The sequence below is a fragment of the Psychrobacillus sp. BM2 genome (assembly GCF_048572895.1).
Taxonomy (GTDB): Bacteria; Bacillota; Bacilli; order Bacillales_A; family Planococcaceae; genus Psychrobacillus.
Window position 1 is genome coordinate 287,397 of record NZ_CP183878.1, and the last position, 23,793, is coordinate 311,189.

The window sequence follows — 23,793 nt, forward strand, 5'->3', positions numbered from 1 at the left end:
GAAAAAGGATGGTGAAGCAGGAATGATATCTGCTTCACCATCCTTTTTTTATTAATTTTTTAAGTACTAGTTCCTTATTTAATAGATTGATTATCAATGATGAGGTGTACCACTAAACCTTTCTAATTACTCGCTTTTTTCGCCATAGTAATAGGCAATCCATTCCACATATAATTGGTATCTGATTTTACTTGAGAACACCCCCTTATTTATTATTGCTTTTTGTAATAATAAATAAGGGGATTTGTCGATTTTACTTTAAAATGGAAATCCTTGAAGTGAAAATAATGAGTGCAATAACGATAAATACCATATGTTAAAATAACCGGCTTCACCATCTCCCTTTCAAATAATAATGGTTCCTGTAATTGTGACTTAGTAAATAAAAAATACAAATAAAAATCCCATTCCTAGGAGGGAATGGGATGGAATTCCATTAATCAGTTATGAGCAATAATTACTAATTTGCCTTCATCAAGTTCTTTTTCAGCCGCTTCTGCCTCTTGTTTAGAGATGCCAGCTGCTTCCATTTTGGCACGAAGCTCATCTCCACGAGAGGTAAACATGTTTTTAAAGGATTGTAAAAAACCTTGTTCCTTCATACCTACTTCTGAAGTGTCGAGCGCATCATTGATATCATCTGCTCGTTCTTTAAAATGGGCGAAAATATGAATATTGTCTCGAACGTATCCTTGTGTCTCAAGTTTTTCAATTTCTTGTTTAGCTTGAACTGCATTTTCAACTGTTAGTTTGACTGTCATGTATAATTCCTCCATTTTGTTAGTAATGTGTTCTAGTTTATATTTACCCCGTACTAGTTACTTTAAACAAAAAAGGTTCGAAGGAATCCAAATATGTGAAAGAAATGGTTGGTTTTGATATGCTTAAAAGAAAAAGAGAATGGATGTTATCTAGATGGAAAATAAATTAGATCAAGTAGCCAGCTTTAAAGCTGCAATGGGTAATTACCCTACAGGAGTCACTGTAGTTACTGCTTTTAATAGTGATGGTAAACCAATGGGAATGACTGTAAATTCCTTCGCTTCTGTTTCGTTAGATCCATTATTAATATTATGGTCTATTGATAAAAGGGTATATTCCTATGAAGAGTTTTTAAAAGTAGATAAGTTTACGGTGAATATTCTAGCAGCAGATCAAGGAGATATTTGTAATTTATTCGCTAGTAAAGTGGAGGATAGATTTGCTCAGTGTGAATGGAACAAGTCAGAGTTGAATTTGCCGGTGCTTTCGAATTCTTTAGCAACATTAGAATGTAAAGTTTTTAATAAAGTAGAAGCTGGCGATCATACAATTATGATAGGTGAAGTACTGCATATACAAAATGCTGCAAAAGAACCTTTACTGTATCACCGTAGAAATATCGGAGCTATACCGACAGAGTTTTATAAATGATTGAAAAGGATATCCTGATGGATGTCCTTTTTATATAATTAATTGTAAATAATTTCCTTTTTGTGAATAAATGCCACTTGAGAGCAAGTAACGAAATGAGAAGCACAAGTAAATCCAGTGGGAAAGCAAATAAGTAAAAAAACTCACCCAAGCTTGCAATAATTGGGTGAGTTTTTCTCAAAATTATTCCTCGGTATAAAAAAGCTTAAACAGTATTTCCCTTTGTGGAACTTGGAGTGTTTCGAACTTTTGTAAAAAAGATTTTTTGTCATAAGCGACGTGATGGATAGAAATTTCTGGTTTAATGGAAGAAAAGTCCACTATTGCATACGGAGCAGTATTACCTTTGGATACCCCAAGAGAACCTGGATTTAAGTATATTTTATCGTTCGTTTGAAATAGATGTTCTGGATGATTATGCCCAAAGCAAATAATGTCTGCGTGATAATCACCGAACATCGTTTCCATGTTATCAAGTGTAGGCTCTAAAATAGTATAAAAGGGCTCATCTCTAATATGAGCTTCACGCATATGTGCTTCTATATGGTAGTGAATGCCAAATAGACGCGTACCGTTAATTTCTTTTGCTATCGTTCTAGGTAAAAGGCGAAGCCGTTCAATACTTTGTTCGGACAGTTGGTTAGCAATCCATTCATGATGTTCACGTGTATGGTTATAGCTTTCGGGATGTCCTTCACCTAAAACAAGGGACAGTATTGCCTCATCATGATTACCGGTAATTATTCGAACATCGGAGCGTTCAAATAGTATATTTAAAACTTCATTTGTATCCGGTCCCATGGCAATCATATCCCCCAGGCACCAAATCTCTTGCACATCTCTTCTAGCATCTATTTCATTCAATACTGATTGTAATGCAAGTACGTTTCCATGAATATCTGTAATAATCGCTACCTTCAAAAATAATCACTCCTACAACTTAATCTACCGACTCTACTTTTTCTGTAGATTTCTTTTTGTGCTTTACATACTTCAATAAATAATAAATAAGAATTGTTGCGAAAATAACGCCGAAAATGACATATTCATCTAAGTCAGATGAGAGTATTCCAGCTGGAATTAGTGCAAGAATAAAGAAATACAGGAAATTTCCAATTGCAGTAGCTATAGTGAAAGGCACAATGCGTATAGTGCTAAGACCAGACAAAATATTAATCAGACTAGTTGGGATAAAAGGGAAAAGTCTTCCTTGAAGTACATAAGCAAAACCATTTGCATCTACCTTTTCTATTAATCCTTTATTGAACTTTTCGATAATAATTTCTTGGAAAATATAGCGTACACCGTATAGCACAATGATAGAAGCAATTACACTCGTAAACCAACTCCATAAAAAGCCGTTCAAAAATCCAAATAAAGTGATATTGATCGTAATAACTATGATAAGTGGGAATATAGTAAATGAATTTTGTATGAGCATCACTATGGCCATAAAAAATAGAGCATAGCCGATATTTCTTTCTAGAAATAGTTGGACCCCATCTATATCTCCATGCAATAAAGACGTAACAATATCTTTGTTAAAGAAGACGAAAACTATAATTAACAGCAAACCGCCCCATATAATCCATTGTCTTTTTGTAAGATGTTGAATTTTATTCTTCATTTGTTAACGTCACCTGGTCCTTTTCACTTTATTATCCAATCGTACCATGGTTTAAGGTTACAAAAAACTTTTAGACACTCTTCTTATAAAGATATTCAATTGAATTAAGTAAAGACCAATTCTATAAGACCAATTTCTTTTTAAGTTGATTAGCTGAAAGTAAAATTAAGTAGAGCGCAACACAAAACATTAGAATAGAACCGCAAATGACTACCTCTTTTACAGAAAACCATTGAGACGCCAATCCTAAAAAAAGAATAACGATAATTTGTATAACACTCGATAACATCTCATAAAGGCTAGATATTCTCCCCATCATTTCGGCTGGGATATTGGATTGAATATATGTCATAAATCCTGTGTTTGCAATGGATAGAAAAAATGAAAGTACAAAAAATCCTATACTAGCTAACAAATATGCTGTAGAAAAACTGTAAATAACATAACCAACAGAGACAAAAAGTGTCCCGACACTCATCAACAGTTTAGCAGGAGCGAATCTTACTAATACATTCGTGCAGATGGCACCAACTAAAAAGCCAATCCCAGCAATAGTGACAAGAGATCCATAGCCAGTATTGGTTAAATGAAGGACCTTCTTGGCAAAGGTCACTTCCATTGAATCTAATGCAGCAGTTAGTAACATTACCGTTTGAAACATCATATATAAGACGAAAAAAGGAATTGCTTTTCTACTAAAACGTAGAACTAAACTCCAATCATTTCGGATATTCAACCAAGTTATTCTTGAATTTTCAACAGTAGCTGTAGTTATTTTCCTAGGAAGTAGAAGTGTAAGAGCAGCACATACTAGAAAAATAACGACATTTACAAATAATACTTCTTCAAGAGAACCAATCATAAATAATATACCAGCAATTAGTGGACCAGTCACAAATGCACCCGAATGGACAAAGCTAAGAATTGCGTTGAATCGGTGTCGTATATTTTCCGGTAGCAAAAGCGTCATGTAAGTAAAGGATGCCGGCTCAAATATTGCCCCAGCCATTTGGATAAAAAACACTAGCATATAAATGAATAAAATGGAATCAGAAAAAGGGATAAAGAAGATTAATATTGCTCTTATCACATCTAAACACACCATAATACACTTAGTAGATACACGGTCAATGAGACTACCAGCCCAAGGTCCAACTAATAACTTGGTGATAGGTTTAATAATATATAATGCTACAACTGCCAAAGCAGATCCTGTTATTTCTAATACCATTAAGTTGATTGCTAATAAGTATATCCATCCTCCGATATTGGCAATTCCAACGGAACATAAATATATAATAGGAAACTTCCATTTGAATGAATTCATGCTAAAACCTCCGACATATTTAATTTGGCCAATAAAAAAATCCCACCCCCAAGACTGCTGTCTTAGGGACGAGATAATATGTCGTGGTGCCACCCTAGTTTGCCCTAATGTCACCATTAGTGGCCTTTTCAAGTACGGCATGTAAACATGCTTATACCCTAGCTCGATAACAGGAGCGACTGTCACATAATACCTTGGTTTTACAAGTCCTACGTGAGGCTCAGAGGCTTGTTTCAGTAACGTCATTCTTACCCATTTGCAGCTAACAGGGCTCTCTGTAAAGAAACTTAGATACTTACTCTTCTCTTCATAGCTTTTAATTTTTTATATCATATCATATCATATTTTCCTTTAAATATTGAATAAAAGTATAAAAAAGTTAGGTGAACGCAAACTTTAAAGGAAAAGGAGGGTCTATGATGAAATCTCTTACAGAAGCTATAAAAAAGTTTGCATTGCCATTTAATACTCCTGAGGATTTGAATCCTCTTATAAATGCGATTGGAGATGCGAAAATTGTTCTACTAGGGGAAGCTAGTCACGGGACGTCGGAATTTTATAAAGTTCGAACAGAGTTATCCAAGCGGTTAATAGAAGAAAAAGGTTTTAATCTAATTGCAGTAGAAGGGGATTGGCCATCCACTCAGCGAGTAAATAGATTTATGAAAGGATACGACGCAAAGGTTAGCGAACAGAATGTACTAAAAGCTTTCGAACGTTGGCCGACATGGATGTGGGCAAATGAGGAGATTTCTGAATTGATCAAGTGGCTAGAAAAATATAATATGGAAATAGAAGATAACAGGAAAATAGGATTTTATGGAATCGATGTGTATAGTTTATGGGAATCTTTAGATGAGGTAATAAGTTATTTGCGTAAAATGAATCCCGGAGGAACAGATATGGCTTTTGCTAAGAAGGCAATTTCCTGTTTTGAGCCTTTTAACCGTCATCCCGAAACGTATGCTTTTTCTTCTATCCACATTTCAGATGCATGTGTGGAAGAAGTGGTGAAGTTAGTGGCCTCAATTCGTAATAATGAAAAGCAATATGAAGCTGAACAGGAAGCAGATTTAAATTTAAAAATAAATGCATTAGTTGCTCAACACGCAGAAGAGTATTACCGGGCGATGGTTCGAAGTGATGAACTTTCATGGAATGTTCGTGATGAGCATATGGTCGAAGTGATTAATGAAATGATGGATTATCATGGAAAAGATGCAAAAATAATTATTTGGGCACATAACACTCATATTGGAGATGCGTCCGCAACGGATATGAAAGAAGAAGGTATGACAAACGTTGGAGAAATTCTTCGTTTACAGAACAAATCAGAAAATGTCTTTGCAGTTGGTTTCGGAACTCATAGAGGGAAGGTTATTGCAGCAGATGAGTGGGGAACTATTCCTAAGAAAATGACTGTTCCACCTGCTAGAAAGGATTCCTGGGAAGAAATATTACATCGTGTGGAAGCCATCGATAAGTTGCTGCTTTTTGACGAGGAGAATCGAATATTCTTTAATGATTGGGTAGGGCACCGAGCTATTGGTGTCGTGTATAATCCAGACTTTGAAGCTTATGGGAATTATGTGCCTTCTAAAATCGGGAGTAGATATGATGCCTTTATTTATATAGATGAAACAAGTGCATTATCACCAATCCAAGTTAATGAATGAAGAACAAGTACAGATGGAGAAGTCAACGAATTCTCCATCTGTCTATATTGCCTACAATCTAGATTTTTTCATTAACCACGTTATCAGTAATAATATAGAGCCTAAGCCAAGAGAAATTTGCCATTGTAATGTAAAGGATGGACCGACTTCCTTTATAAAAAAACTAATGATCGCAATAACTAAAAACCCACAGCGCCGTATAATCCAGCCTTAATCATCAGCTTTTTATCCGTAGCCTTTTCATCGAAAGATTTTTGACTTATTAACCCGAAAATCATTTTTACTCCTAATGCTGTCATAATCATTATCAATATGATAAGAAGTAGGGAAGAAGTGACATATACTTTTTCTGAATCTTCACCTCCGATTATGGGAATTATTATACTGCGCATTATTAAAAACCATCCAATTAAATTTATAGCTATTTCACACATAAATAGAAAGCTATCGCGTTTATTTCCATGTGGTAGATGGCTTGCGATCTCATCTGCGTATCCCTTAGGATCATCGCCAAAGATTTCTAACGCGGTTTTCCCGTCCTTTTGACCTTCTATTAGATGATCTAACATTTCCATTAAAACTTCCTCTGATTGCTGCTCAGATAAGGTTAGCTTAGTTCGGATATAGAGTAATAAATTCGTGTAATATTTCTCATTTTCCTCCGTCAATAACGCTCTTTTTTGATTGTTTTGTTCGATTAATTCACTCGCTTTCAAATGTCCCATCCCCTTTCGATAATAAAGCGTTAATAGGTACTGATAGCTGATTCCACTCTATGGAAATTACTTCAAGAGCCTCTTTGCCTTCAGAAGTTAATGAATAATACTTACGGTTAGGTCCAGATTCGGAAGGTTTCATTTCACCGATAATAAGCTTGTTTTTTTGAAGTCTTAATAAAACGGGATAGATAGTACCTTCGCTCACATCTTCTAAGCCGACTTTTTGAAGCTTCTTAGACAATTCATAACCGTAAACGGCTTCTTTTTCGATAACGGCGAGTACACAGCCATCAAGAATTCCTTTAAGTAGCTGACTTCTAATAGACATGTTTCGTCTCCCTTTCACTATCTTGTAAAACAAAGTAGTGGTGTTTAAAAAAAGCTACCTTGTTTTACAAAGTAGTGAAACCTAGTATAAAGAAAGTTTAAAATTATGTCTACTAGGTAAAAGGTCCAATTTCTTGCAAGGATTAAAAAAGACTCTTATTATCTGACAACTTCATGATAAACTAACAGTAACTTTAATAATGAATGTAGGAGGTACATAGTGGAAATTTGGAAAAAGTTATTAGTTTCTGTCGTTTCAATCGTTATGATTAGTGGTTCTATTTTTATTTCTACAGGTGAGGATAATACTGTAGAGGCTGCTACTTCGTACAATAATCTAAAAAGCAAAATTAACACTATAATGGCGGATAGCCGTATGAAAAGTGCAACAACAGCTCTTACGGTACGAAAAGCATCTACTGGTGAAATAGTATATCAATATAACGGAGATATAGGGATAACGCCTGCGTCTTCATTAAAACTGTTAACTGCAGCAGCAGCGCTAGAAACGCTCGGGGAAGACTATCGCTTCCCAACAGCCATTTATACCGATGGACAAGTACAAAGTGGTGTTTTGAATGGGAATTTATATTTGCAAGGAAAAGGAGATCCAACCTTACTAAAGACTGACTTTGATAATTTTGCAAATAGCTTAGTAAAACTGGGCATTAACAGGATTTCTGGAAATGTAGTAGGGGATGACACATGGTATGATTCTGTTCGACTGTCTGCAGGTATTTTAGCGGAGGACGAGCCATATTATTATGCAGCACCAATTTCTGCTCTAACAGTTTCACCCAATAGTGATTTTGACGCTGGATCAGTAATAGTTCAAGCGCTGCCTTCAACAAATGGGAAAGTAGCTAAAGTAACGCTGGCTCCCCAAACAAGTGTGTTACAAGTAGTCAACAAATCCAGAACCGTTCCTAAAGGATACAAAAACACGTTGAAAATTACTCGACAGATAGGTACTAATAAAGTAATTATTTCTGGAAACTCACCTATTGGAACTTATGGGGCGAAGGAATGGATTTCCGTGACAGATCCAACATTATATACATTAGACATATTTAAAAAGTCATTACAAGCAAAGGGTATCACATTTATACCTACTTCTATAGTAATGAAAGGGAAAACACCTAATGATGCAACGATTTTAGAATCTAAAAGGTCTAAGCCGTTAAAGGATATAATCATTCCATTTATGAAGTTAAGTAATAATACCCATGCGGAAATGTTAGCAAAAGAGATGGGGAAAGTGAAGTATGGAGAAGGAAGTTGGAATGCAGGTTTAAAAGTTATGAGAGAATATGTGGATGCTATTGGATTAGACAGTACTAAATGGAAATTCGAAGACGCATCTGGTATGTCTTATTCAAACAAGATTACAACTAGAGAATTATCACTTTTACTTTATGCAGTCCAGTCAGAGCCTTGGTATAAGACGTATAGTAAAAGCCTTCCAGTAGCGGGAATGTCTGATCGTTTTGTAGGTGGAACTCTTCGGAATAGATTGAAAGCTACTGGTGTTAGAGGGAACATAACAGCTAAAACTGGTAGTTTAGAAAATATAAAATCCCTCGCTGGATATGCAAAAACTAAAAGTGGTGAGACACTTATATTTACCGTGTTAACAGAGAAAAATAAGTCGAGTACAATCCCCGTTCTTGATAGAATTGCTACAATGATTGCTAATCATTAGTAATAGCGAAGCGTCACCTGTGTTAAGCACCGGTGACGCTTTTGTTTGCATAAAGATGAATTTAAAATTAGCTTAGATAAAATAACTGTTGATTTCTGTTACAGATGGACACTTTCAGCGATCGTGGTCGAGCCTCCTCGGTCCTGGAAGATGCTGGATACGAGGTGTCGGCAAAAGATGTTTCCTTAACTTTTGTCTCTAATGAATGCTCCTGCAAGAGATTTTGTTTATATACATAATGTTCAGTAGTATCTTAGACATCATGAATTATATTAAAAAATTTAATAAAAAAACACCCCCTAAGGGATGTGTTTTATTGATTCAATTGTCCACCGTCAACTGTGTAGATAGATTGATTGACATATGATGCTTCATCAGATAATAAGAATGATACTACATTTGCGACTTCTTCAGGTTCGCCGTAGCGTCCCATCGGAACGGCTTGAGCGAATGCTTTTGTAGCTGCTTCTCCTTGACCGGGAAGCGTATTTTCTTCAATTTGACGCATCATGCGTGTATTGATGATTCCAGGAGCAACGGCATTGACACGTACACCGAAGGGAGCTGCTTCAAGAGCGGCTACACGAGTGATACCAATTAACGCATGTTTCGACATGATATAGCCAACCATACCAGGAGAAGCCATTAGTCCTGCTCCGCTTGCAGTGTTAACGACAGCACCAAATCCTTGTTTTTTCAACACTGGCAACACATATTTCAACCCTAGGAAAGCTCCTTTAATGTTGACATTGTAAACCAAATCAAATGTTTCAATTGGATACTCTTCGATTGGCTTTGTTGTTCCTTCAACACCTGCGTTGTTAAAGAATGCATCAATTTGACCGAACTTTGAAACTGTTTCATCTACATACGCCTTAACTTCCTCTTCTTTTGCCACATTGGCTTGAAGAGCAATAGCACGAGTTTCATCTAAGCCTAAATCAACAATCACTTGTTGAACAGCTTCTAAATTTAAATCAACAAGAGCCAATTTAGCTCCCTCATCAGCTAGCTTTTTAGCTGTTACTTTTCCAATTCCACCTGCTGCACCTGTCACGATAATTACCTTATTTTCAAATTTACCCATTAAAAACACTCCTTTTTTAAATATAGTATTTTGAATTCGAGATAAAAACGTCTCGAACTCAACATACTATATGTGTAGAAACTTGTCAATTTACTTTGCTCCACACAGTATTGTAGAAGGTCGACGGACAGATAAAGTGAAACTTCAGTCAGTGGGGCTTCATTCCCCATTGATTGTTAGTTGAACCATTCGGGCATTAACGGGCAGTTCTCTACTGCCCGTTAATGCGGGGCAAACGCCTTAAGATTGCCAATACTCAATAAAAATTCACTCGGTAATCCTATAGCAAAACGTCTGTCCGAAGTACTTCGAAAACGAAAGATACAGTTTTTGAACTATAAGGACTGGGCATTTTTGCCCGGTATTTCTTAAAGAAATGAAACATTCCCGAAACTATATGTTGGCTCATGGTATTATCATTTTCTTTAAAAGAAGAGAGCATGGACATTAAAAATTTATATAGAGATTGGAGGGATGAAATATTCGTCACGTTTAGAGCAGAAATCGACTTTGTTTGGATTTTACTATTTAATATGCTTTTATTTAAATGGTGATTTTAAAGGGTTGTTTAACTTTTCATCTATGTACTATACTAATTGTGTAGTGAGGTGAGATAAGTGGCACGTGAGCGTAAGTTTACAGATGACGAGTTATTTAAAGCAACGAAGTTATTGCTAATTGGGGATGGATATGATTCCTTTACATTTAGCAAGTTAGCCTCGGTGATGGAGGTTTCTCGTGGAAGTATATATAAATATTATGAGAACAAAGATGAATTGATTTCGGAGTTTCTGATGTATGAAATGAATCACTTTCTCCAAGGTTTTAGTGAGCTTGATAAAACCGGAGATTTCCAAACACAGTTGTATCTAGTTATTGATTTTATTTTTAGTCATAGTGAGATTCATCAGGTAGTGGAGATTATCAATCAAATTCCTAAAAAGTCTTCCGATCGTGACCTATCCAATCAGACACAGTTAAATACATATTACATTAATATGTACAAACAATTTCAAGGATTGATCGAGCAGGGGAAGAAAGAGCAAGTGATTAAAAGTCATCTATCTGATGCTATAATTCTTGGGATGATTTTTCAAACTATTGCTATTCCCAATCATTTTGGGATTCCGAATGATGAATGGATAGCTTCCATCAAGGAGATTTTAAGTGATGGAATGTTTAAGAAAGATTAATTGACATACTTGTCACTTTTACACATAATGTAAAAGACAGGTGTGTTTTTTTGGTCAAAGTGACACTAGTGTCATTAATTAATTTGAGAAGGATGTGGACTTTTTGAAAAGGATACTAGGCAAAGTAACCGATTTTGTTGCGACTCGAAGAGGTATGTGGATTACGTTAGGTACATGGATAGTTCTAACAGTAATTCTTACGGTATTTGCACCAGGTTCAAGCGATTATAAAGTTTCTAGTGTAGCCTCGTTACCTGAGGATGCCAAGTCGATTATGGCTCAAAAAAATATCGATGAGCATTTTAAAGATGCAGAAAGTTTGCCAGGAATTCTTGTGCTTCAGTCGAAAGAAGAGATAGATATTGAAATGCTTGGAGCGGCCTTAGATAAAGTAGCTGCAGCAGATATAAATGGTCTAAAAGAAATGATTCCATTTAGTAGTCTGCCACCCCAAGCGTTAGAAGGTTTTTTCTCAGAAGATAAGAAAACATCGGTTATTCCTATAAGTTTTATCACCACTTTAGAAACTTCTGATTTAGAAGAGAGCTTGGACCAGGTGAGGGAAATTGTAGCAGAGGAAACCGGTTCAACAGTTTATATGACAGGGCCAGCTGGGATTGCTGTTGATACAACGAATTTATTTGAACGTGCTGACATTGTTTTAATATTGTCGACAGTAGGTATTATATTAGTTCTATTAATTGTCATTTATCGTTCACCACTATTAGCGCTAATTCCACTTTTAGCAGCAGGAATTGTTTACCAAGTTGTAAATCAATTGCTTGGAATTCTTGGTGCTAACGGATTAGATTTAGCAAGTCAGTCTCTATCTATTATGTCCATCTTGTTGTTTGCCGCAACGATTGATTATTCATTGTTTGTTTTTTCTCGTTATAGAGAAGAGTTAAAGAACTATGAAACTAAATTCGATGCTATGAAATATGCAATGCGTGAGACTGGAATTCCTGTATTTTTTGCTGGTGGTACCGTTTTAGCTGCAATGCTCGTACTATTCTTTGCATCATTTGGAGATTATCGTAATTTTGCCCCAATTTTTGGTACGACGATGTTTGTCATTATGTTTGCTGCTGTAACCTTGATCCCAGCGTTATTTACTCTTTTCGGTCGTAAGTCTTTTTGGCCACGTGTTCCGAAGTATGGAGAAAAAGAAGTTAAAGCAAACTCATTATGGAGTAAAATTGCTACATTTGTTGTCAAAAAACCTAAAATTGCAGCTATTTCAATACTAGTAATTTTAATAGTTTCAGCACTTAATTTATTTAACTTAAACTACGAATTTGATACGGTGAAGTCTTTCCCTAATGATATGCCATCACGTCAAGGATTTGAGGTCATTGAGAAAGAGTTTGCAAAAGGGGATTTAGCTCCAACAACCGTACTGTTTGAATCTGAAAGTGAAATTACAGAAGAAATTCAAGCAAGTCTGGTTGATCAGCTGTTGCAACAAGACTTAGTAAGTAGCGTCCGTCCTTCGGGAATTTCAGAGGATGGACTTGCGGCACAATTCCAACTAACATTCGAGGAAAGTCCATATTCAACAGAGTCAATGGACGCCTTGGAAACTATGGTGGAGGAAGCGGATAATATTGTGAAGGAAAGTGACGTAGATGGTGAATTGTACTTTGCTGGCGAAACCGCATCTAACTTAGATGACCGATCTGCAAATAGTCGTGATTTAATCATCATTGTATTACTTGAAACACTCTTAATCTTTATCTTATTAATTGTATTAACGAAATCTATTAAAATGCCAATTTACATGATGGGTACGATTCTATTGTCCTTCCTGGCTGCACTTGGTTTAGGGATGTTCTTAACTAATTTATTCTTCGATATAGATACGATTAGTAATCGTGTTCCACTATATTCGTTTGTGTTCTTAGTAGCACTAGGAATCGATTATAATATTATTCTTATATCTAGATATCTAGAAGAACGTGAAAAACATTCCGTGAAGGAAGCAGTGCAAATTGCAGTGTCTCACACAGGAGGGGTTATTTCGTCCGCAGGTATTCTACTGGCTGCAACATTCGCTGTACTGATGACACAACCAATCCAACTGCTATTTGTTTTTGGATTTATCGTAGCAGTGGGAATTATCTTGGACACATTCTTAATTCGTGGAATTCTATTACCTGCATTGATTGTCCTATTTGAAAAAGAGAAAAAATAATATAAACGCATGGCAACTTGGAATTATTTCAAGTTGCCATGCGCTTTTGTTTTTTAGAAAATCTTCTTTCGATCTCTTTCATCTTTGAGCAATTCAACAGCCTCACGGAAACGAAGAGAATGAATATTTTCTCGTTCTCTTAAGAAACGTAAAGCATCATTGATACCAGGATCATCTGAAATATCGATTAGCCATTGGTAGGTTGCTCGTGCTTTTTCTTCTGCAGCAATATCTTCATATAAATCGGCGATGGGATCTCCCTTAGATTGAATATAAGTAGCTGTAAATGGAACGCCTCCTGCATTCTCATAGAATAATGAATGTCCATGATTAACAAAATGTGCACCTAAACCTGCTTTTTCTAATTGCTCAGGGGTAGCATCCTTAGTCAATTTATAAATCATCGTTGCAAGCATTTCAAGATGTGAGAATTCCTCAGTGGAAATATCCGTAAGCAGTCCAATTACTTTATCCGGAACGGTATAACGCTGGTTCATATATCTGAGTGCAGCCGCCAGTTCACCGTCAGCACCTCCGTATTGCTCCATAAGATATTTTGCGAGCATCGGATTACAGGTGGTTACTTCGACAGGATAAAGCAACTTTTTTTCATAAACCCACATCTAATTTCTCCTTTCTAAGTAAATAAGGCTTATGCTTTTACTCCCAAGTATCTGTCTAGCTTCAGCGCCAAGCCCCTCGAGGCGCTTTTCGCATTTCTTTATAATTGCCATGGCCACGGATCTTGATTCCAGCGCCATCCTACATCTAGTGCCTGTCTAGAGGGAATGGATTTAAGGGATAAAGGTCCAAATTTATTTTCGTATTGTTTGCGTGCAGCCGCAGCTTTTTTAATCGCTTCTCTCCATTGTTCTAAAGCATCATCGTCATCCGGGTGTGTGTCTGTGTACAAAGTCCATTCGACAACAACAAAATCCATTTGTTGTACTTTTTTTAACAGACTTATTCTTTCATCAAAAGCACTCATGAAATTCCTTCCTCTCTGAAGAAACCATCCACAAACTTGGGCCAGAGCGAACCTTGCATTAGTGCCTCCTCGGGAGAATTTTGAGGTAGGCCAGGCTGCTGGAAATTTGTGAAAATTTGTGGGGGCAACACAAAATACTTCACGGTAATCGGAGGGCAGGGATCCCGTGGTGAAACAAAAGGCTTAAAACTTCCTCGAAAACTTGGATGTTCCAAATGTCATCACTCCTTCTACCCATCCTATGAAGCTAGAACTTGTCTAATTACGGCAACATAAAAACTCTTATCAGTTATGAAAAACTAATAAGAGTTTGGAATTTTTAATCTTTTATTATTTTAGGAAATGCCTAAGAAAAATAAAACTAACGGGATAGAAACAATGCTGATGAGCGTTGTAACTAAAGTTGTAAACGACACAAGATCCGGTTCAGTATTAAATTGCAATGCTAACATCGTTGTATTAGCTGCAGTTGGCATAGCTGCTAAAATAATCGCAACCTGTTTGACCGTATCATTAACCGGCAAGAAGTATAAAATTCCAACCGCTAGAAGGGGGGATACAATTATCCGAATAAAGGAAACTGCAGCAACGTATCGATAGGCAACCTTTTTTCGTGAAATGACAGCTAATTGCATTCCTAGAACGAGCATTACTGTTGGTATCGATGCATCGGCAACAAGTCCGACACCATCCATTACCGCCTGTGGCATGGTTAGTCCAGTTTCTTGTAAAAAAATACCGGTTGCAGCTGCGTACACGACCGGCATTCTAATAACGCGATGCAAGGACTGCTGCCATGTTGCCTTCTCACCACCACCAAGAGATGCAAAAAATATACCAAATGTATTGATGAACAAACCATGAAGGACCATGATCATTACAGCATAATCAAATCCGGTAGCCCCTAAAGCAAATAACACTACCGGAGCTCCGTAATTCCCACTATTCATAAACATGCCACCTAAAATCATCGCAGAAAGTTCCGAGCGTGAAGTCTTCATAAAAGTTCCAGTAATCCAAGTAATTATAAGTAAAATAAAGGCCAAAATTAGACAAAATAATACAATATAAAAATATTCCATCGTTAAGGCATTTGTATAGAAAGTTCGGAAAGCTAAAAATGGAGACATTAAGTATAGCGCAGCCGTAGAGATAGATTTAATGTCGAAACCAATAAATTTTTGCCCAATAAACCCGATAAAGAAAATAATAAAAACCGGTAAAATAATTAAAACCAGTTCCACTTCAACACCTTCAATCTGTAATTCTTTGTTTCTATTAAATTCACTATATCATATTAATTGAATAGAAAATGGCAATCTATGTGTAGAAATCTTACAATTGGAAATAATAAAGTAGGTAGTGGTCGGAGTTTAAGAACATTAACTCTATTATAAAGAAATAGAAGGGGGAAGAAATAATGCCGGCAGAAAAACTAAAAATTGGAATTATAGTAGGTAGTGTAAGAAAAGGACGTAATGCGGAAGCAGTGGCGAACTGGATGTATAATTTTGCTACAAAGCGTAATGATGCAGATTATGAATTAGTTGATTTGAGAAATTATAGATTACCTCTTCTTGGACAAGAGATTCCGTCACACCAACAAGAAGAAGCAAATTGGGCCATTAAAGGGTGGTCTGAGAAAATGGCAACATATGACGGCTATATTTTCGTAACTCCAGAGTATAACCATGCAATAGGCGGTGCATTAAAAAATTCATTAGATTACTTAAATCCTGAATTAAACAATAAGGCAGCTGGTTTAGTAGGATACGGCAATTTAGGAGGAGCACGTGCGCATGAAAATATGCGTTTGATCCTAGGAGAATTACAAGTTGCGGATGTTCGTACCGCGGTAACATTCTCGCTTATGTCTGATTTTAAAAATATGAGCTTATTCCAGCCTGCTGACTATCATGAAGGAAATGCAAATACAATGCTTGACCAATTACTTGCATGGAGCGGGGCCTTAAAAACACTTCGTTAATTTATTTATAAGAAATTCGAATCCAAGGGAATTATACTTTTTCCTTGGATTTTTTGCGTTATAATTAAAATGGAATATTATAAATTTTTAGATTTCAGTAAAAATAATAATGGGGTGGAGCAATGGATATTAATAACAAAGTCGCAATCGTAACAGGTGGAGCATCTGGATTGGGGTTTGCAACTGTTGAGCAGTTATTACAAAAAGGAGCTAAGGTAGTAATTTTTGATGTAAATGAAGAATTAGCAAAACAGGTTTCCCAGGAATTCGGTGATAATGTAGCCTACGAAATAGTAAATGTTACAGATGAAAGTTCTGTCCATAAAGCAATTCTGCAAACAGTAGAAAGACTTGGGGCAATACATATCTGTGTGAATTGTGCAGGAATAGCTCCTCCGCAAAAAACAGTTGGAAAATCTGGAGCAATGCCATTAGAAAATTTCAAAAAAGTAATAGATATAAATTTAATAGGAACGTTTAACACATTGAGATTAGCTGGTGCGGAAATGACAAAAAATGACTTGCTTTCGGAATCGGATGAACGAGGCATTATTATCAATACGGCGTCAGTCGCAGCATTCGAAGGACAAATGGGGCAGGCAGCTTATAGTGCTAGTAAGGCTGGAATAGTAGGGATGACCTTACCTATTGCAAGGGACCTATCTTCTTATGGAATACGTATTAATGCGATTGCTCCAGGATTATTCCGTACACCTATGGCAGCAGGATTGGATGATAGGGTAATAGAAAAGCTAGAGTCATTAGTGGAATTTCCAAAGCGATTAGGTCGACCAGATGAATTCGCTAAATTAGTGACTTTTATGATTGAAAATGAATATATCAACGGGGAAGTAATTCGACTAGACGGAGCAATTAGAATGCAACCGAGGTAAAGTCGAAAAGCTTAAGCGCCTACTCATGCTCCGAAAAGCGTTGGAAGAAATTCCGCTAAAGGCGGCCTTTGCCTTTACCGAAATTCTGAAGTGATCGAGGGGCAAGGCGCTGAAGCTGGACAACAAACAAAGGAAAGGGTGGAAATGATATGACAGAGGTTGTAATAGTAGAAGGGGTACGAACAGCAATAGGAAGAAGAAAAGGATCGCTTTCGGAATATAGACCGGATGAACTTGCGGCTATTGTTTTAGATGAGTTAGTGAATCGAGCAGGTGTGGAAAAAGCAGATATAGATGATGTCATTTTAGGATGTGTCACGCAAATAGGTGAACAAAGTGCGAATATTGCCCGTACTGCAGCATTGATCGCTGGTTTTCCGATACATGTTCCTGGGGTTACCATTGATCGCCAATGCGGCTCAAGTCAGCAAGCAGTCCATTTTGCTGCACAAGCAATTGCCTCAGGTGATATGGATATCGTTATTGCTGGTGGTGTAGAAAGCATGACGCGTGAGCCTATGTTTTCTAATGTAGGAAATACAAAAGTAAGTTCAAAACTAACCGACAAATTTGAGATTATCAATCAGGGATTATCATCAGAACGAATGGTGAAAAGATGGAATTTAACGCGTGAAGAACTGGATAAGTATTCTTCTGAAAGTCATGCAAAAGCTTTGGAAGCAATTGAAAAGGGTCATTTTAAAAAAGAAATTGTTCCTGTGGAAGTTCCACAAGCTGATGGTACGGTAAAAAGCTTTGCAATCGACGAAGGACCCCGTGCAGGTTCTACTGTTGATGTATTAAGTGGATTAAAAACTGTATTTGATGAGAACGGTGTGATTACGGCTGGGAATGCTAGCCAAATGAGTGACGGAGCTTCCGCAGTTCTTTTAATGTCACGAGAAAAAGCAGATGAGCTTGGGCTAAAACCAAAAGCTCGTATAATAGCTCGCAGTGTTACGGGATCTGACCCCACGCTTATGTTAACCGGTCCAATTGAAGCAACGAAAAAAGTGCTTTTAAAAGCAGGTCTTACTATTGAAGACATGGACACCTATGAGGTTAATGAAGCTTTTGCACAAGTTCCATTAGTTTGGCTTAAAGATACAGGTGCAAATATAGAAAAGTTAAATCCAGATGGAGGAGCAATAGCTTTAGGTCATCCGTTAGGAGCTACAGGAACAAAGCTATTAGTAACGATGCTCCATAGGCTAGAACGCACTGGTGGGCGCTATGGCCTTCTTGCTATTTGCGAGGGTATGGGTATGGCAAATGCCACAATTATTGAAAGAATTGAATAGGAGGTGTAGGAATGAGGAGATATAGATTCGAGACGGAGGAGCATGTGATATTTCGAAAGTCTTTACAAAGTTTTCTTCAGAAAGAAGCTGCCCCTCATTATGATTCATGGGAAAAGGATCGACTTATTCCAAAGGACTTTTGGAGGAAACTAGGCGAGATGGGCTATTTATGTCCACAAGTTGAGGAAGCTTATGGTGGACTCGGTTTAGACTTTAGTTTTGGTGTAATTATTTCAGAGGAATTAGAAAGGATCGGTTCAAGTCTTGTGGGAGTTGGATTGCATAATGACATTGTAGTTCCTTATATAGAGTCATTTGGCTCGCAGGAGCAAAGAAAGCGATGGCTACCTGGGTGTATTACTTCAGATTTTATAACGGGAATTGCCATGACAGAGCCTGGAGCAGGTTCAGACTTGGCCAATATACAAACAACAGCAATTCGCGATGGAGATCATTACGTTTTAAATGGACAAAAGACATTCATTACTAATGGTATTAATGGCAATCTATTTTTAGTAGTAGTGAAAACAAATTCTAAAGCAGAACCAAGGCATCAAGGGATGAGCTTAGTCCTCGTAGAAGAAGGGACCCCTGGGTTTTCGAAAGGTCGTAAGTTAGATAAGGTAGGATTACATGCACAGGATACAGCAGAGCTATACTTTGAAGATTGTCGTATTCCTATTTCTAATTTAATAGGAGAAGAAGGGAAAGGCTTTGGTTACTTAATGGAAAAACTACAACAGGAAAGATTAGTAGTAGCAATTTCTGCTCAAATTGCTTCAGAGGATATGCTAGAAATGACAATGGAGTATGTAAAGTCTCGTAAAGCTTTTGGAAAATCCATATCATCCTTTCAAAATACACAGTTTAAAATAGCTGAAATGGCAACAAAAATCGAACTTGGAAAGTCATTTTTGGAATCACTAATTGAGGATCATATTGCAGGAAAAGAAGTAGTTACTAAAGTATCGATGGCCAAATATTGGCTAACCGAAACTGCGAGAGAAATTTCGATTGAATGCATGCAATTGCATGGTGGATATGGTTATATGGAAGAATATAAAATTGCAAGAAGATATAGAGACATTCCCGTAGCTTCTATTTACGCTGGGACAAATGAAATAATGAAAGTAATTATTTCAAAGAACCTAGGTTTATAGATATTATAAAATGTAAAATTAGACTAATAAATAATTAAAGCTCGACACATGAATTAATTATTTCATGTGTCGAGCTTTATTAGTTTCCTGCATGTCGCCATTGTGTAGGAGTTCCGGCTTTTGGACAGTTAGGGAATGTAGCGCCTTCTTCTAATTCCAGCTTGTCGCCATCCTCATCGATATATGTACCAGATTCCGTTACTGGTTCTCCTGAATTATGATGATGACCTGCTGCATGCTTCCAATAAGTTGCTACTTCCGATTCTGGACAAGAGGGGAATTTATCGCCCTTATTTAATCTTTTAGTAATTCCAGCCTCACATGTGTAAGCTCCAGTTTCTTCTACTACTTCATCTGTTGCGTGCTCATATTGTTGGTTTCCCATATTAAATTCCTCCTTCATGTTTATAACCTCTCCTATTTTATTTACCCGGTGTAGCGTATCTAAAACATGACAGTTATACCTGAAGAAGTTTAATATTCTGTTAATTAGGAAATATAAACATATAATGAAGCTATTTTCTACTGTTTAGGAGGTGAAAACGTGGAAAGAAAGATAATAGCTATAATTATTTTAGGAATGTTTTTTATGATTCCATTTCAAGTTCAAGCAGAAGAATTAGAGGAAGAGCATGGAGGTTTGCTAAATAAAACAGGCGATCAATTATTAGGAACAACAGAGAAATTAGTCAACACCGTTCAAACGACAGTGAATGACGTTGAGAAAGCAATTCCAATCTTAAAACCTGTTACCGATGTAGTTTTTGAAGCTGAAAAGATTACTTTACCAATAGTAGAGGATGTAGTAATAGGTGCTACAGATACGACTGAAACTGTACTTATGGGAGTAGTGGAAGGTGTCGATAAAACCATAGAGACCTTGCCAGTAACTCCAGTTGTTACACCTATTCTTACAACTACAACCAAAACGTTAAATGAAGTGGTATCAGAAGTTCAAACAGTCGTGGATTCGAGCGAAGAAACCGTTAAGAATGTAGTAGATATAGTGGTGGAAGAAAAGAGTAGAAATCCTATTGTGGAGTCTCCAAACGTTCCGGCTGCAGAGGGTTTATCCCCAGATGCTACTAATACTAATTTTTTTACTGAAAAAGAGGAACTACCACCGATCGTTGAAACGAAAACACCGATTGATGTTAATGTAGGAATCGAACCGGTGAAAGAGGAAATCGCTCCTGAAAAGGTAGCTACTGAGGTTGATTTGAAAGGACCGGAAAAAGTGAATGAAGTTTACGGAACCAAAATGGAAGTGGATGACAAAAAAAGCTCTCAAAAAAATCCCTTGAAAATTATAACGCAAACAGTACTGGAAGGGGACGCAAAAGTTCCGGTTAATCCGACTATTCCATTAGGATCTGATCTCAAAATGACAATGACTTCGGGAGGAACATGGAATGGGCAAGGGAATACATTTTCTTCAGGAGGGTCTTTATTGTTAACTGGAAGTGATGTTTTTCATGGGCTTCTCCCATCTGAAGAAATGTTAAAGGAATTAACAAAGAAAAAATGGTACCACAAAAATCGCTATGCTGTTATTCAATGGATTCATACACCTTTGAGGAAACCACCAGTATTAACTCCTTTTTTATACGTGATTTAATTCATATAAAAAAGGAGAGAATAAAATGAAAAATAATAGCATGAAAGTATTCTGGTCTTTACTAGGTCTATGGGCTTTTCTACTGATAACACCGGCATTTGTGGCTGCGGAGGATAATGACTCCGATATGTCTTTGTCAACCGATATAAGTATATTGAGTGAAAGCTCCGAAAATGCAGAAATTCTAGATGTGGAAGTCAGTGACTTGCTTGGTATTGATAATCTCGATGTGAAGATTCCTAACAGTGAAGAAAATACAGAAGTATTAGCGAGTGTTTCTCTTAATGATGAAGAGATGGGTCATATAGAAGTTGATGTATTAACTAATACTGCAACATCAGAATCGAATGAACAAGCTGCTGTAAATCTAGCTGTTGAAGAATTACTCGGTACAGATGAGGTTGACGTAGAAGTACAGAAGTATAAAGAGAACGACTGGAACGATTCCTATTCAAACGAATCATCCGTAGCCGATGTAGCAGTAGAAGAATTACTTGGTACAGGTGAAATAGATGTAGAAGTACTGAAGTATAAAGAGAACGAATGGAATGGTTCTCATACAACTGAATCATCCGTAGCGGATGTAGCAGTAGAAGAATTACTTGGTATGGATGAGGTTGATGTAGAGGTACTGAAGCATAAAGAGAACGAATGGAATGGTTCTCATACAACTGAATCATCCGTAGCTGATATAGGGGTAGAAGAATTACTTGGTACGGATGAGGTAAATTTAGAAATACTGGCACATGAAGAAGATGCATTGACGAATGGTTCATCTAATAATGAAGCAGTTGTTCAAGCGACCATTGATGATTTAATTACAACGGATCAAATTGAACTGAACGTGCTTAAGAGCGAAGAAACAATGCAAAATCAAAGTCATATGGAGGAACAACAAGCAGTTCATTTAGAGATAAAGGATCTTCCATTGCTTGAAACATTACATGTAGGAGTATTGGAGAGTAAATCCACTGAAGATTCACCTCTTCTACAAGATGCCTCAGCTTTACTTACTGTGGGGCTTGGTGACGACTCATCTTCAACTGCTAGTTCACTCTTAGAGGAAGTGGAGTTAAATGTGTTACAAAACAGTCAATCCTCGAGTGATAATTTTGAAACAGAAAAGTCTGCTGTTGTAGGACTTGAAGTAGCTGATACAAGTTTAGGTGATCTTTCCACATATATTTTATTGTCTGAGTCAACAGATGATATGGATGATAATACTTCAAGTAATAGCGGTTTAGTAGAAGTGATTTCGGATGATTTAATTCTACTGGAAGATATTCACCTAGGTGTACTAGACAGACATATGAGAGATGATGGAGAAGTTAGTACTTTTTCTGAAGGTGTATTAGAGTTTAATATAGTCTCGGATTTAACGGATGAATTAGATGTAGAAATTCTAACGAATGACGAGATTACTGCTAATAGAGGAACTCACCGAAACGGAAAAATTATTTCTATCGGTTTGATAAATGATCTAGTCGGAGAAACAAATGTCGATATTCTGCCAACCGAAAGCTATGTAACTGCGGCTCTGGTTAATCCAATGCCACCGACTGAAGATGTTGAAGTAGTTGCGGAAGGTAACGCGGTGGAAAGCCCTAACGAAGATAGTTACACAGATAATACTCCAGTTACTAATGAAGATGGAGATATTGTAGAAGAGCAAAATCCGCCTACGGATGAAGAAATTATTGTCGTAGATGGAGGTGACTCTGGTTCAAAAGATACGATGATTGAAACTACAACTTTAACAGAAGGCGATGAAAGTCTGATTGAGGAAGAAGATGAGTCTGGTATAGCTGCCAATTTCAATAATATGGATGGTAATTCTTTCGCTGGTTCTTCCTTACCACAAACTGGAGGCTTTTTTACAGGAGTAATGTTATTAATGATAGCATTGAGTTTACTAGGTAGTGGTTGGACTATACGTAAACTTGCATAAAGGAGACCTACAAATGATGAAAAAAAGTGTAGGGAATATATTAATGATCATTGGATGTGTCTTACTCGTTATTGTTAGTTATGGGATGATTGAAAATAAAACACATCAAAAAGAATTGATTGAATCCTTTAAAGCTATAAAAACAGAAGCTGCATTAGCTCCGGATGAAAAAACGAAGAAAGCAATAACCCAAAAGGATTCGGTGGCTATAAGCGTTTTAAGAATTCCAACCATTCAATTGGAATCTCCTGTTATTGATGGAGCAACTCCTGCTAAGTTAAATCGAGCACTTGGAATGATAGCGAATTTAGATGCACCAGGCACTCCAAATGGAAGTTCAGCTATTGCTGGGCACCAGTCACATCAGTTTGGACACTTTTTTAATCGTTTGAATGAATTACAAATAGGGGATAGATTTGAATTAGAAATAAGCACGGATCTATTAGTCTATGAGGTGTTTGATATTCAAATAGTTAAACCAAACAATGTGGAGGTATTGAATCGTCAAGAAGGAATATCCATATTGTCGCTTATAACCTGTTACCCTGAAAGGTCTAATAAGTATCGCCTAGTGGTACAAGCAAAGCAGGTAGAAATATGAACAAAATGATTAAATTAAAAAGTGTGCATCCG

The 23,793-nt window shown here is 36.8% G+C and carries 24 protein-coding genes and 1 other annotated feature; of the genes, 12 read left to right on the forward strand and 12 right to left on the reverse strand.

The features are described from left to right. Window positions 1–440: 440 nt before the first annotated feature. Window positions 441–761: a general stress protein gene (locus tag ACN6MX_RS01295; protein WP_419960886.1), complete on the reverse strand. Its 321-nt coding sequence runs from the start codon at window positions 759–761 to the stop codon at window positions 441–443. 154 nt (window positions 762–915) lie between these two features. Here ACN6MX_RS01295 and ACN6MX_RS01300 point away from each other — a divergent pair, with 154 nt between their 5' ends. Next, window positions 916–1,413, forward strand: coding sequence for a flavin reductase family protein (locus ACN6MX_RS01300; protein ID WP_419960887.1), 498 nt, complete (start codon window positions 916–918; stop codon window positions 1,411–1,413). Between the two features lie 183 nt (window positions 1,414–1,596). On the opposite strand, the gene ACN6MX_RS01305 is transcribed toward ACN6MX_RS01300, so the two are convergent. From ACN6MX_RS01305 to ACN6MX_RS01315, 3 genes are all read right to left on the reverse strand, one after another. Continuing rightward, window positions 1,597–2,334 (reverse strand): metallophosphoesterase family protein, encoded by a 738-nt coding sequence (locus tag ACN6MX_RS01305; protein ID WP_419960888.1) that lies wholly within the window; start codon window positions 2,332–2,334, stop codon window positions 1,597–1,599. Between the two features lie 19 nt (window positions 2,335–2,353). Then, the gene (locus ACN6MX_RS01310) at window positions 2,354–3,040 is read right to left on the reverse strand and encodes a TVP38/TMEM64 family protein (protein ID WP_419960889.1); all 687 of its coding nucleotides are present in this window, start codon (window positions 3,038–3,040) and stop codon (window positions 2,354–2,356) included. A gap of 121 nt (window positions 3,041–3,161) precedes the next feature. Continuing rightward, entirely contained in the window at window positions 3,162–4,367 is a 1,206-nt protein-coding gene (locus ACN6MX_RS01315) for an MFS transporter (protein WP_419960890.1), read from the reverse strand. A gap of 61 nt (window positions 4,368–4,428) precedes the next feature. Next, window positions 4,429–4,687, reverse strand: a binding site (T-box leader). Window positions 4,688–4,783: 96 nt separating this feature from the next. On the opposite strand from ACN6MX_RS01315, the gene ACN6MX_RS01320 reads away from it, so the two are divergent. After that, window positions 4,784–6,043 (forward strand): erythromycin esterase family protein, encoded by a 1,260-nt coding sequence (locus tag ACN6MX_RS01320; protein WP_419960891.1) that lies wholly within the window; start codon window positions 4,784–4,786, stop codon window positions 6,041–6,043. Window positions 6,044–6,222: 179 nt separating this feature from the next. Here the strand turns inward: ACN6MX_RS01320 and ACN6MX_RS01325 are convergent, their stop codons facing one another. After that, on the reverse strand, window positions 6,223–6,759 hold the full coding sequence (locus tag ACN6MX_RS01325) for a DUF1129 family protein (RefSeq protein WP_419960892.1): 537 nt from the start codon (window positions 6,757–6,759) through the stop codon (window positions 6,223–6,225). Further along, window positions 6,746–7,090 (reverse strand): PadR family transcriptional regulator, encoded by a 345-nt coding sequence (locus tag ACN6MX_RS01330; protein ID WP_419960893.1) that lies wholly within the window; start codon window positions 7,088–7,090, stop codon window positions 6,746–6,748. The genes ACN6MX_RS01325 and ACN6MX_RS01330 overlap by 14 nt, the downstream gene beginning before the upstream one ends. A 219-nt stretch (window positions 7,091–7,309) precedes the next feature. On the opposite strand from ACN6MX_RS01330, the gene dacB reads away from it, so the two are divergent. Beyond that, window positions 7,310–8,791 (forward strand): D-alanyl-D-alanine carboxypeptidase/D-alanyl-D-alanine-endopeptidase, encoded by a 1,482-nt coding sequence (gene dacB, locus ACN6MX_RS01335; RefSeq protein ID WP_419960894.1) that lies wholly within the window; start codon window positions 7,310–7,312, stop codon window positions 8,789–8,791. 313 nt (window positions 8,792–9,104) lie between these two features. Here the strand turns inward: dacB and ACN6MX_RS01340 are convergent, their stop codons facing one another. Next, a complete protein-coding gene (locus tag ACN6MX_RS01340; RefSeq protein WP_419960895.1) occupies window positions 9,105–9,878 on the reverse strand; it encodes an SDR family NAD(P)-dependent oxidoreductase in 774 nt (257 codons plus the stop codon). Between the two features lie 617 nt (window positions 9,879–10,495). Between ACN6MX_RS01340 and ACN6MX_RS01345 the strand changes: the two genes are divergently transcribed. After that, window positions 10,496–11,071 (forward strand): TetR/AcrR family transcriptional regulator, encoded by a 576-nt coding sequence (locus ACN6MX_RS01345; RefSeq protein ID WP_419960896.1) that lies wholly within the window; start codon window positions 10,496–10,498, stop codon window positions 11,069–11,071. Window positions 11,072–11,174: 103 nt separating this feature from the next. Continuing rightward, on the forward strand, window positions 11,175–13,265 hold the full coding sequence (locus ACN6MX_RS01350; protein WP_419960897.1) for an MMPL family transporter: 2,091 nt from the start codon (window positions 11,175–11,177) through the stop codon (window positions 13,263–13,265). Between the two features lie 53 nt (window positions 13,266–13,318). On the opposite strand, the gene ACN6MX_RS01355 is transcribed toward ACN6MX_RS01350, so the two are convergent. From ACN6MX_RS01355 to ACN6MX_RS01370, 4 genes are all read right to left on the reverse strand, one after another. Continuing rightward, the gene (locus tag ACN6MX_RS01355; protein ID WP_090564714.1) at window positions 13,319–13,888 is read right to left on the reverse strand and encodes a manganese catalase family protein; all 570 of its coding nucleotides are present in this window, start codon (window positions 13,886–13,888) and stop codon (window positions 13,319–13,321) included. A gap of 98 nt (window positions 13,889–13,986) precedes the next feature. Beyond that, entirely contained in the window at window positions 13,987–14,253 is a 267-nt protein-coding gene (locus ACN6MX_RS01360; protein ID WP_419960898.1) for a spore coat protein CotJB, read from the reverse strand. Further along, window positions 14,250–14,468: a hypothetical protein gene (locus ACN6MX_RS01365; protein ID WP_419960899.1), complete on the reverse strand. Its 219-nt coding sequence runs from the start codon at window positions 14,466–14,468 to the stop codon at window positions 14,250–14,252. The genes ACN6MX_RS01360 and ACN6MX_RS01365 overlap by 4 nt, the downstream gene beginning before the upstream one ends. A 120-nt stretch (window positions 14,469–14,588) precedes the next feature. Further along, the gene (locus ACN6MX_RS01370; protein ID WP_419960900.1) at window positions 14,589–15,497 is read right to left on the reverse strand and encodes an AEC family transporter; all 909 of its coding nucleotides are present in this window, start codon (window positions 15,495–15,497) and stop codon (window positions 14,589–14,591) included. Between the two features lie 176 nt (window positions 15,498–15,673). On the opposite strand from ACN6MX_RS01370, the gene ACN6MX_RS01375 reads away from it, so the two are divergent. The 4 genes from ACN6MX_RS01375 to ACN6MX_RS01390 all read left to right on the forward strand — a co-directional run bounded on the left by ACN6MX_RS01375 (window position 15,674) and on the right by ACN6MX_RS01390 (window position 19,594). Next, a complete protein-coding gene (locus ACN6MX_RS01375) occupies window positions 15,674–16,240 on the forward strand; it encodes an NADPH-dependent FMN reductase (protein ID WP_419960901.1) in 567 nt (188 codons plus the stop codon). Window positions 16,241–16,362: 122 nt separating this feature from the next. After that, entirely contained in the window at window positions 16,363–17,133 is a 771-nt protein-coding gene (locus tag ACN6MX_RS01380; protein ID WP_419960902.1) for a 3-hydroxyacyl-CoA dehydrogenase, read from the forward strand. 149 nt (window positions 17,134–17,282) lie between these two features. Then, window positions 17,283–18,434 (forward strand): thiolase family protein, encoded by a 1,152-nt coding sequence (locus tag ACN6MX_RS01385; protein ID WP_419960903.1) that lies wholly within the window; start codon window positions 17,283–17,285, stop codon window positions 18,432–18,434. 11 nt (window positions 18,435–18,445) lie between these two features. Beyond that, window positions 18,446–19,594 carry an acyl-CoA dehydrogenase family protein gene (locus ACN6MX_RS01390; RefSeq protein WP_419960904.1) on the forward strand — a complete coding sequence of 383 codons (1,149 nt, stop codon included), beginning with the start codon at window positions 18,446–18,448 and terminating at the stop codon, window positions 19,592–19,594. 79 nt (window positions 19,595–19,673) lie between these two features. Here ACN6MX_RS01390 and ACN6MX_RS01395 read toward each other — a convergent pair whose 3' ends face one another. After that, the gene (locus ACN6MX_RS01395) at window positions 19,674–19,979 is read right to left on the reverse strand and encodes a hypothetical protein (protein WP_419960905.1); all 306 of its coding nucleotides are present in this window, start codon (window positions 19,977–19,979) and stop codon (window positions 19,674–19,676) included. Window positions 19,980–20,138: 159 nt separating this feature from the next. On the opposite strand from ACN6MX_RS01395, the gene ACN6MX_RS01400 reads away from it, so the two are divergent. From ACN6MX_RS01400 to ACN6MX_RS01410, 3 genes are read left to right on the forward strand one after another with little or no spacing between them, the layout of a single operon-like run. After that, a complete protein-coding gene (locus ACN6MX_RS01400; RefSeq protein ID WP_419960906.1) occupies window positions 20,139–21,212 on the forward strand; it encodes a hypothetical protein in 1,074 nt (357 codons plus the stop codon). 25 nt (window positions 21,213–21,237) lie between these two features. After that, window positions 21,238–23,160, forward strand: coding sequence for a hypothetical protein (locus ACN6MX_RS01405; RefSeq protein ID WP_419960907.1), 1,923 nt, complete (start codon window positions 21,238–21,240; stop codon window positions 23,158–23,160). A gap of 13 nt (window positions 23,161–23,173) precedes the next feature. Next, the gene (locus ACN6MX_RS01410; RefSeq protein WP_419960908.1) at window positions 23,174–23,761 is read left to right on the forward strand and encodes a class D sortase; all 588 of its coding nucleotides are present in this window, start codon (window positions 23,174–23,176) and stop codon (window positions 23,759–23,761) included. The last annotated feature ends 32 nt before the right edge of the window (window positions 23,762–23,793 follow it).

What these genes read in the sequence shown, in the direction of transcription:
- ACN6MX_RS01320 (WP_419960891.1), top strand. Translation starts at nt 4,784, where the DNA reads ATGATGAAATCTCTTACAGAAGCTATAAAAAAGTTTGCATTGCCATTT.
- ACN6MX_RS01395 (WP_419960905.1), bottom strand. Translation starts at nt 19,979, where the DNA reads ATGGGAAACCAACAATATGAGCACGCAACAGATGAAGTAGTAGAAGAA.
- ACN6MX_RS01315 (WP_419960890.1), bottom strand. Translation starts at nt 4,367, where the DNA reads ATGAATTCATTCAAATGGAAGTTTCCTATTATATATTTATGTTCCGTT.
- ACN6MX_RS01295 (WP_419960886.1), bottom strand. Translation starts at nt 761, where the DNA reads ATGACAGTCAAACTAACAGTTGAAAATGCAGTTCAAGCTAAACAAGAA.
- ACN6MX_RS01340 (WP_419960895.1), bottom strand. Translation starts at nt 9,878, where the DNA reads ATGGGTAAATTTGAAAATAAGGTAATTATCGTGACAGGTGCAGCAGGT.
- ACN6MX_RS01375 (WP_419960901.1), top strand. Translation starts at nt 15,674, where the DNA reads ATGCCGGCAGAAAAACTAAAAATTGGAATTATAGTAGGTAGTGTAAGA.
- ACN6MX_RS01405 (WP_419960907.1), top strand. Translation starts at nt 21,238, where the DNA reads ATGAAAAATAATAGCATGAAAGTATTCTGGTCTTTACTAGGTCTATGG.
- ACN6MX_RS01390 (WP_419960904.1), top strand. Translation starts at nt 18,446, where the DNA reads ATGAGGAGATATAGATTCGAGACGGAGGAGCATGTGATATTTCGAAAG.
- ACN6MX_RS01310 (WP_419960889.1), bottom strand. Translation starts at nt 3,040, where the DNA reads ATGAAGAATAAAATTCAACATCTTACAAAAAGACAATGGATTATATGG.
- ACN6MX_RS01360 (WP_419960898.1), bottom strand. Translation starts at nt 14,253, where the DNA reads ATGAGTGCTTTTGATGAAAGAATAAGTCTGTTAAAAAAAGTACAACAA.
- ACN6MX_RS01355 (WP_090564714.1), bottom strand. Translation starts at nt 13,888, where the DNA reads ATGTGGGTTTATGAAAAAAAGTTGCTTTATCCTGTCGAAGTAACCACC.
- ACN6MX_RS01330 (WP_419960893.1), bottom strand. Translation starts at nt 7,090, where the DNA reads ATGTCTATTAGAAGTCAGCTACTTAAAGGAATTCTTGATGGCTGTGTA.
- ACN6MX_RS01385 (WP_419960903.1), top strand. Translation starts at nt 17,283, where the DNA reads ATGACAGAGGTTGTAATAGTAGAAGGGGTACGAACAGCAATAGGAAGA.
- ACN6MX_RS01380 (WP_419960902.1), top strand. Translation starts at nt 16,363, where the DNA reads ATGGATATTAATAACAAAGTCGCAATCGTAACAGGTGGAGCATCTGGA.
- ACN6MX_RS01410 (WP_419960908.1), top strand. Translation starts at nt 23,174, where the DNA reads ATGATGAAAAAAAGTGTAGGGAATATATTAATGATCATTGGATGTGTC.
- ACN6MX_RS01300 (WP_419960887.1), top strand. Translation starts at nt 916, where the DNA reads ATGGAAAATAAATTAGATCAAGTAGCCAGCTTTAAAGCTGCAATGGGT.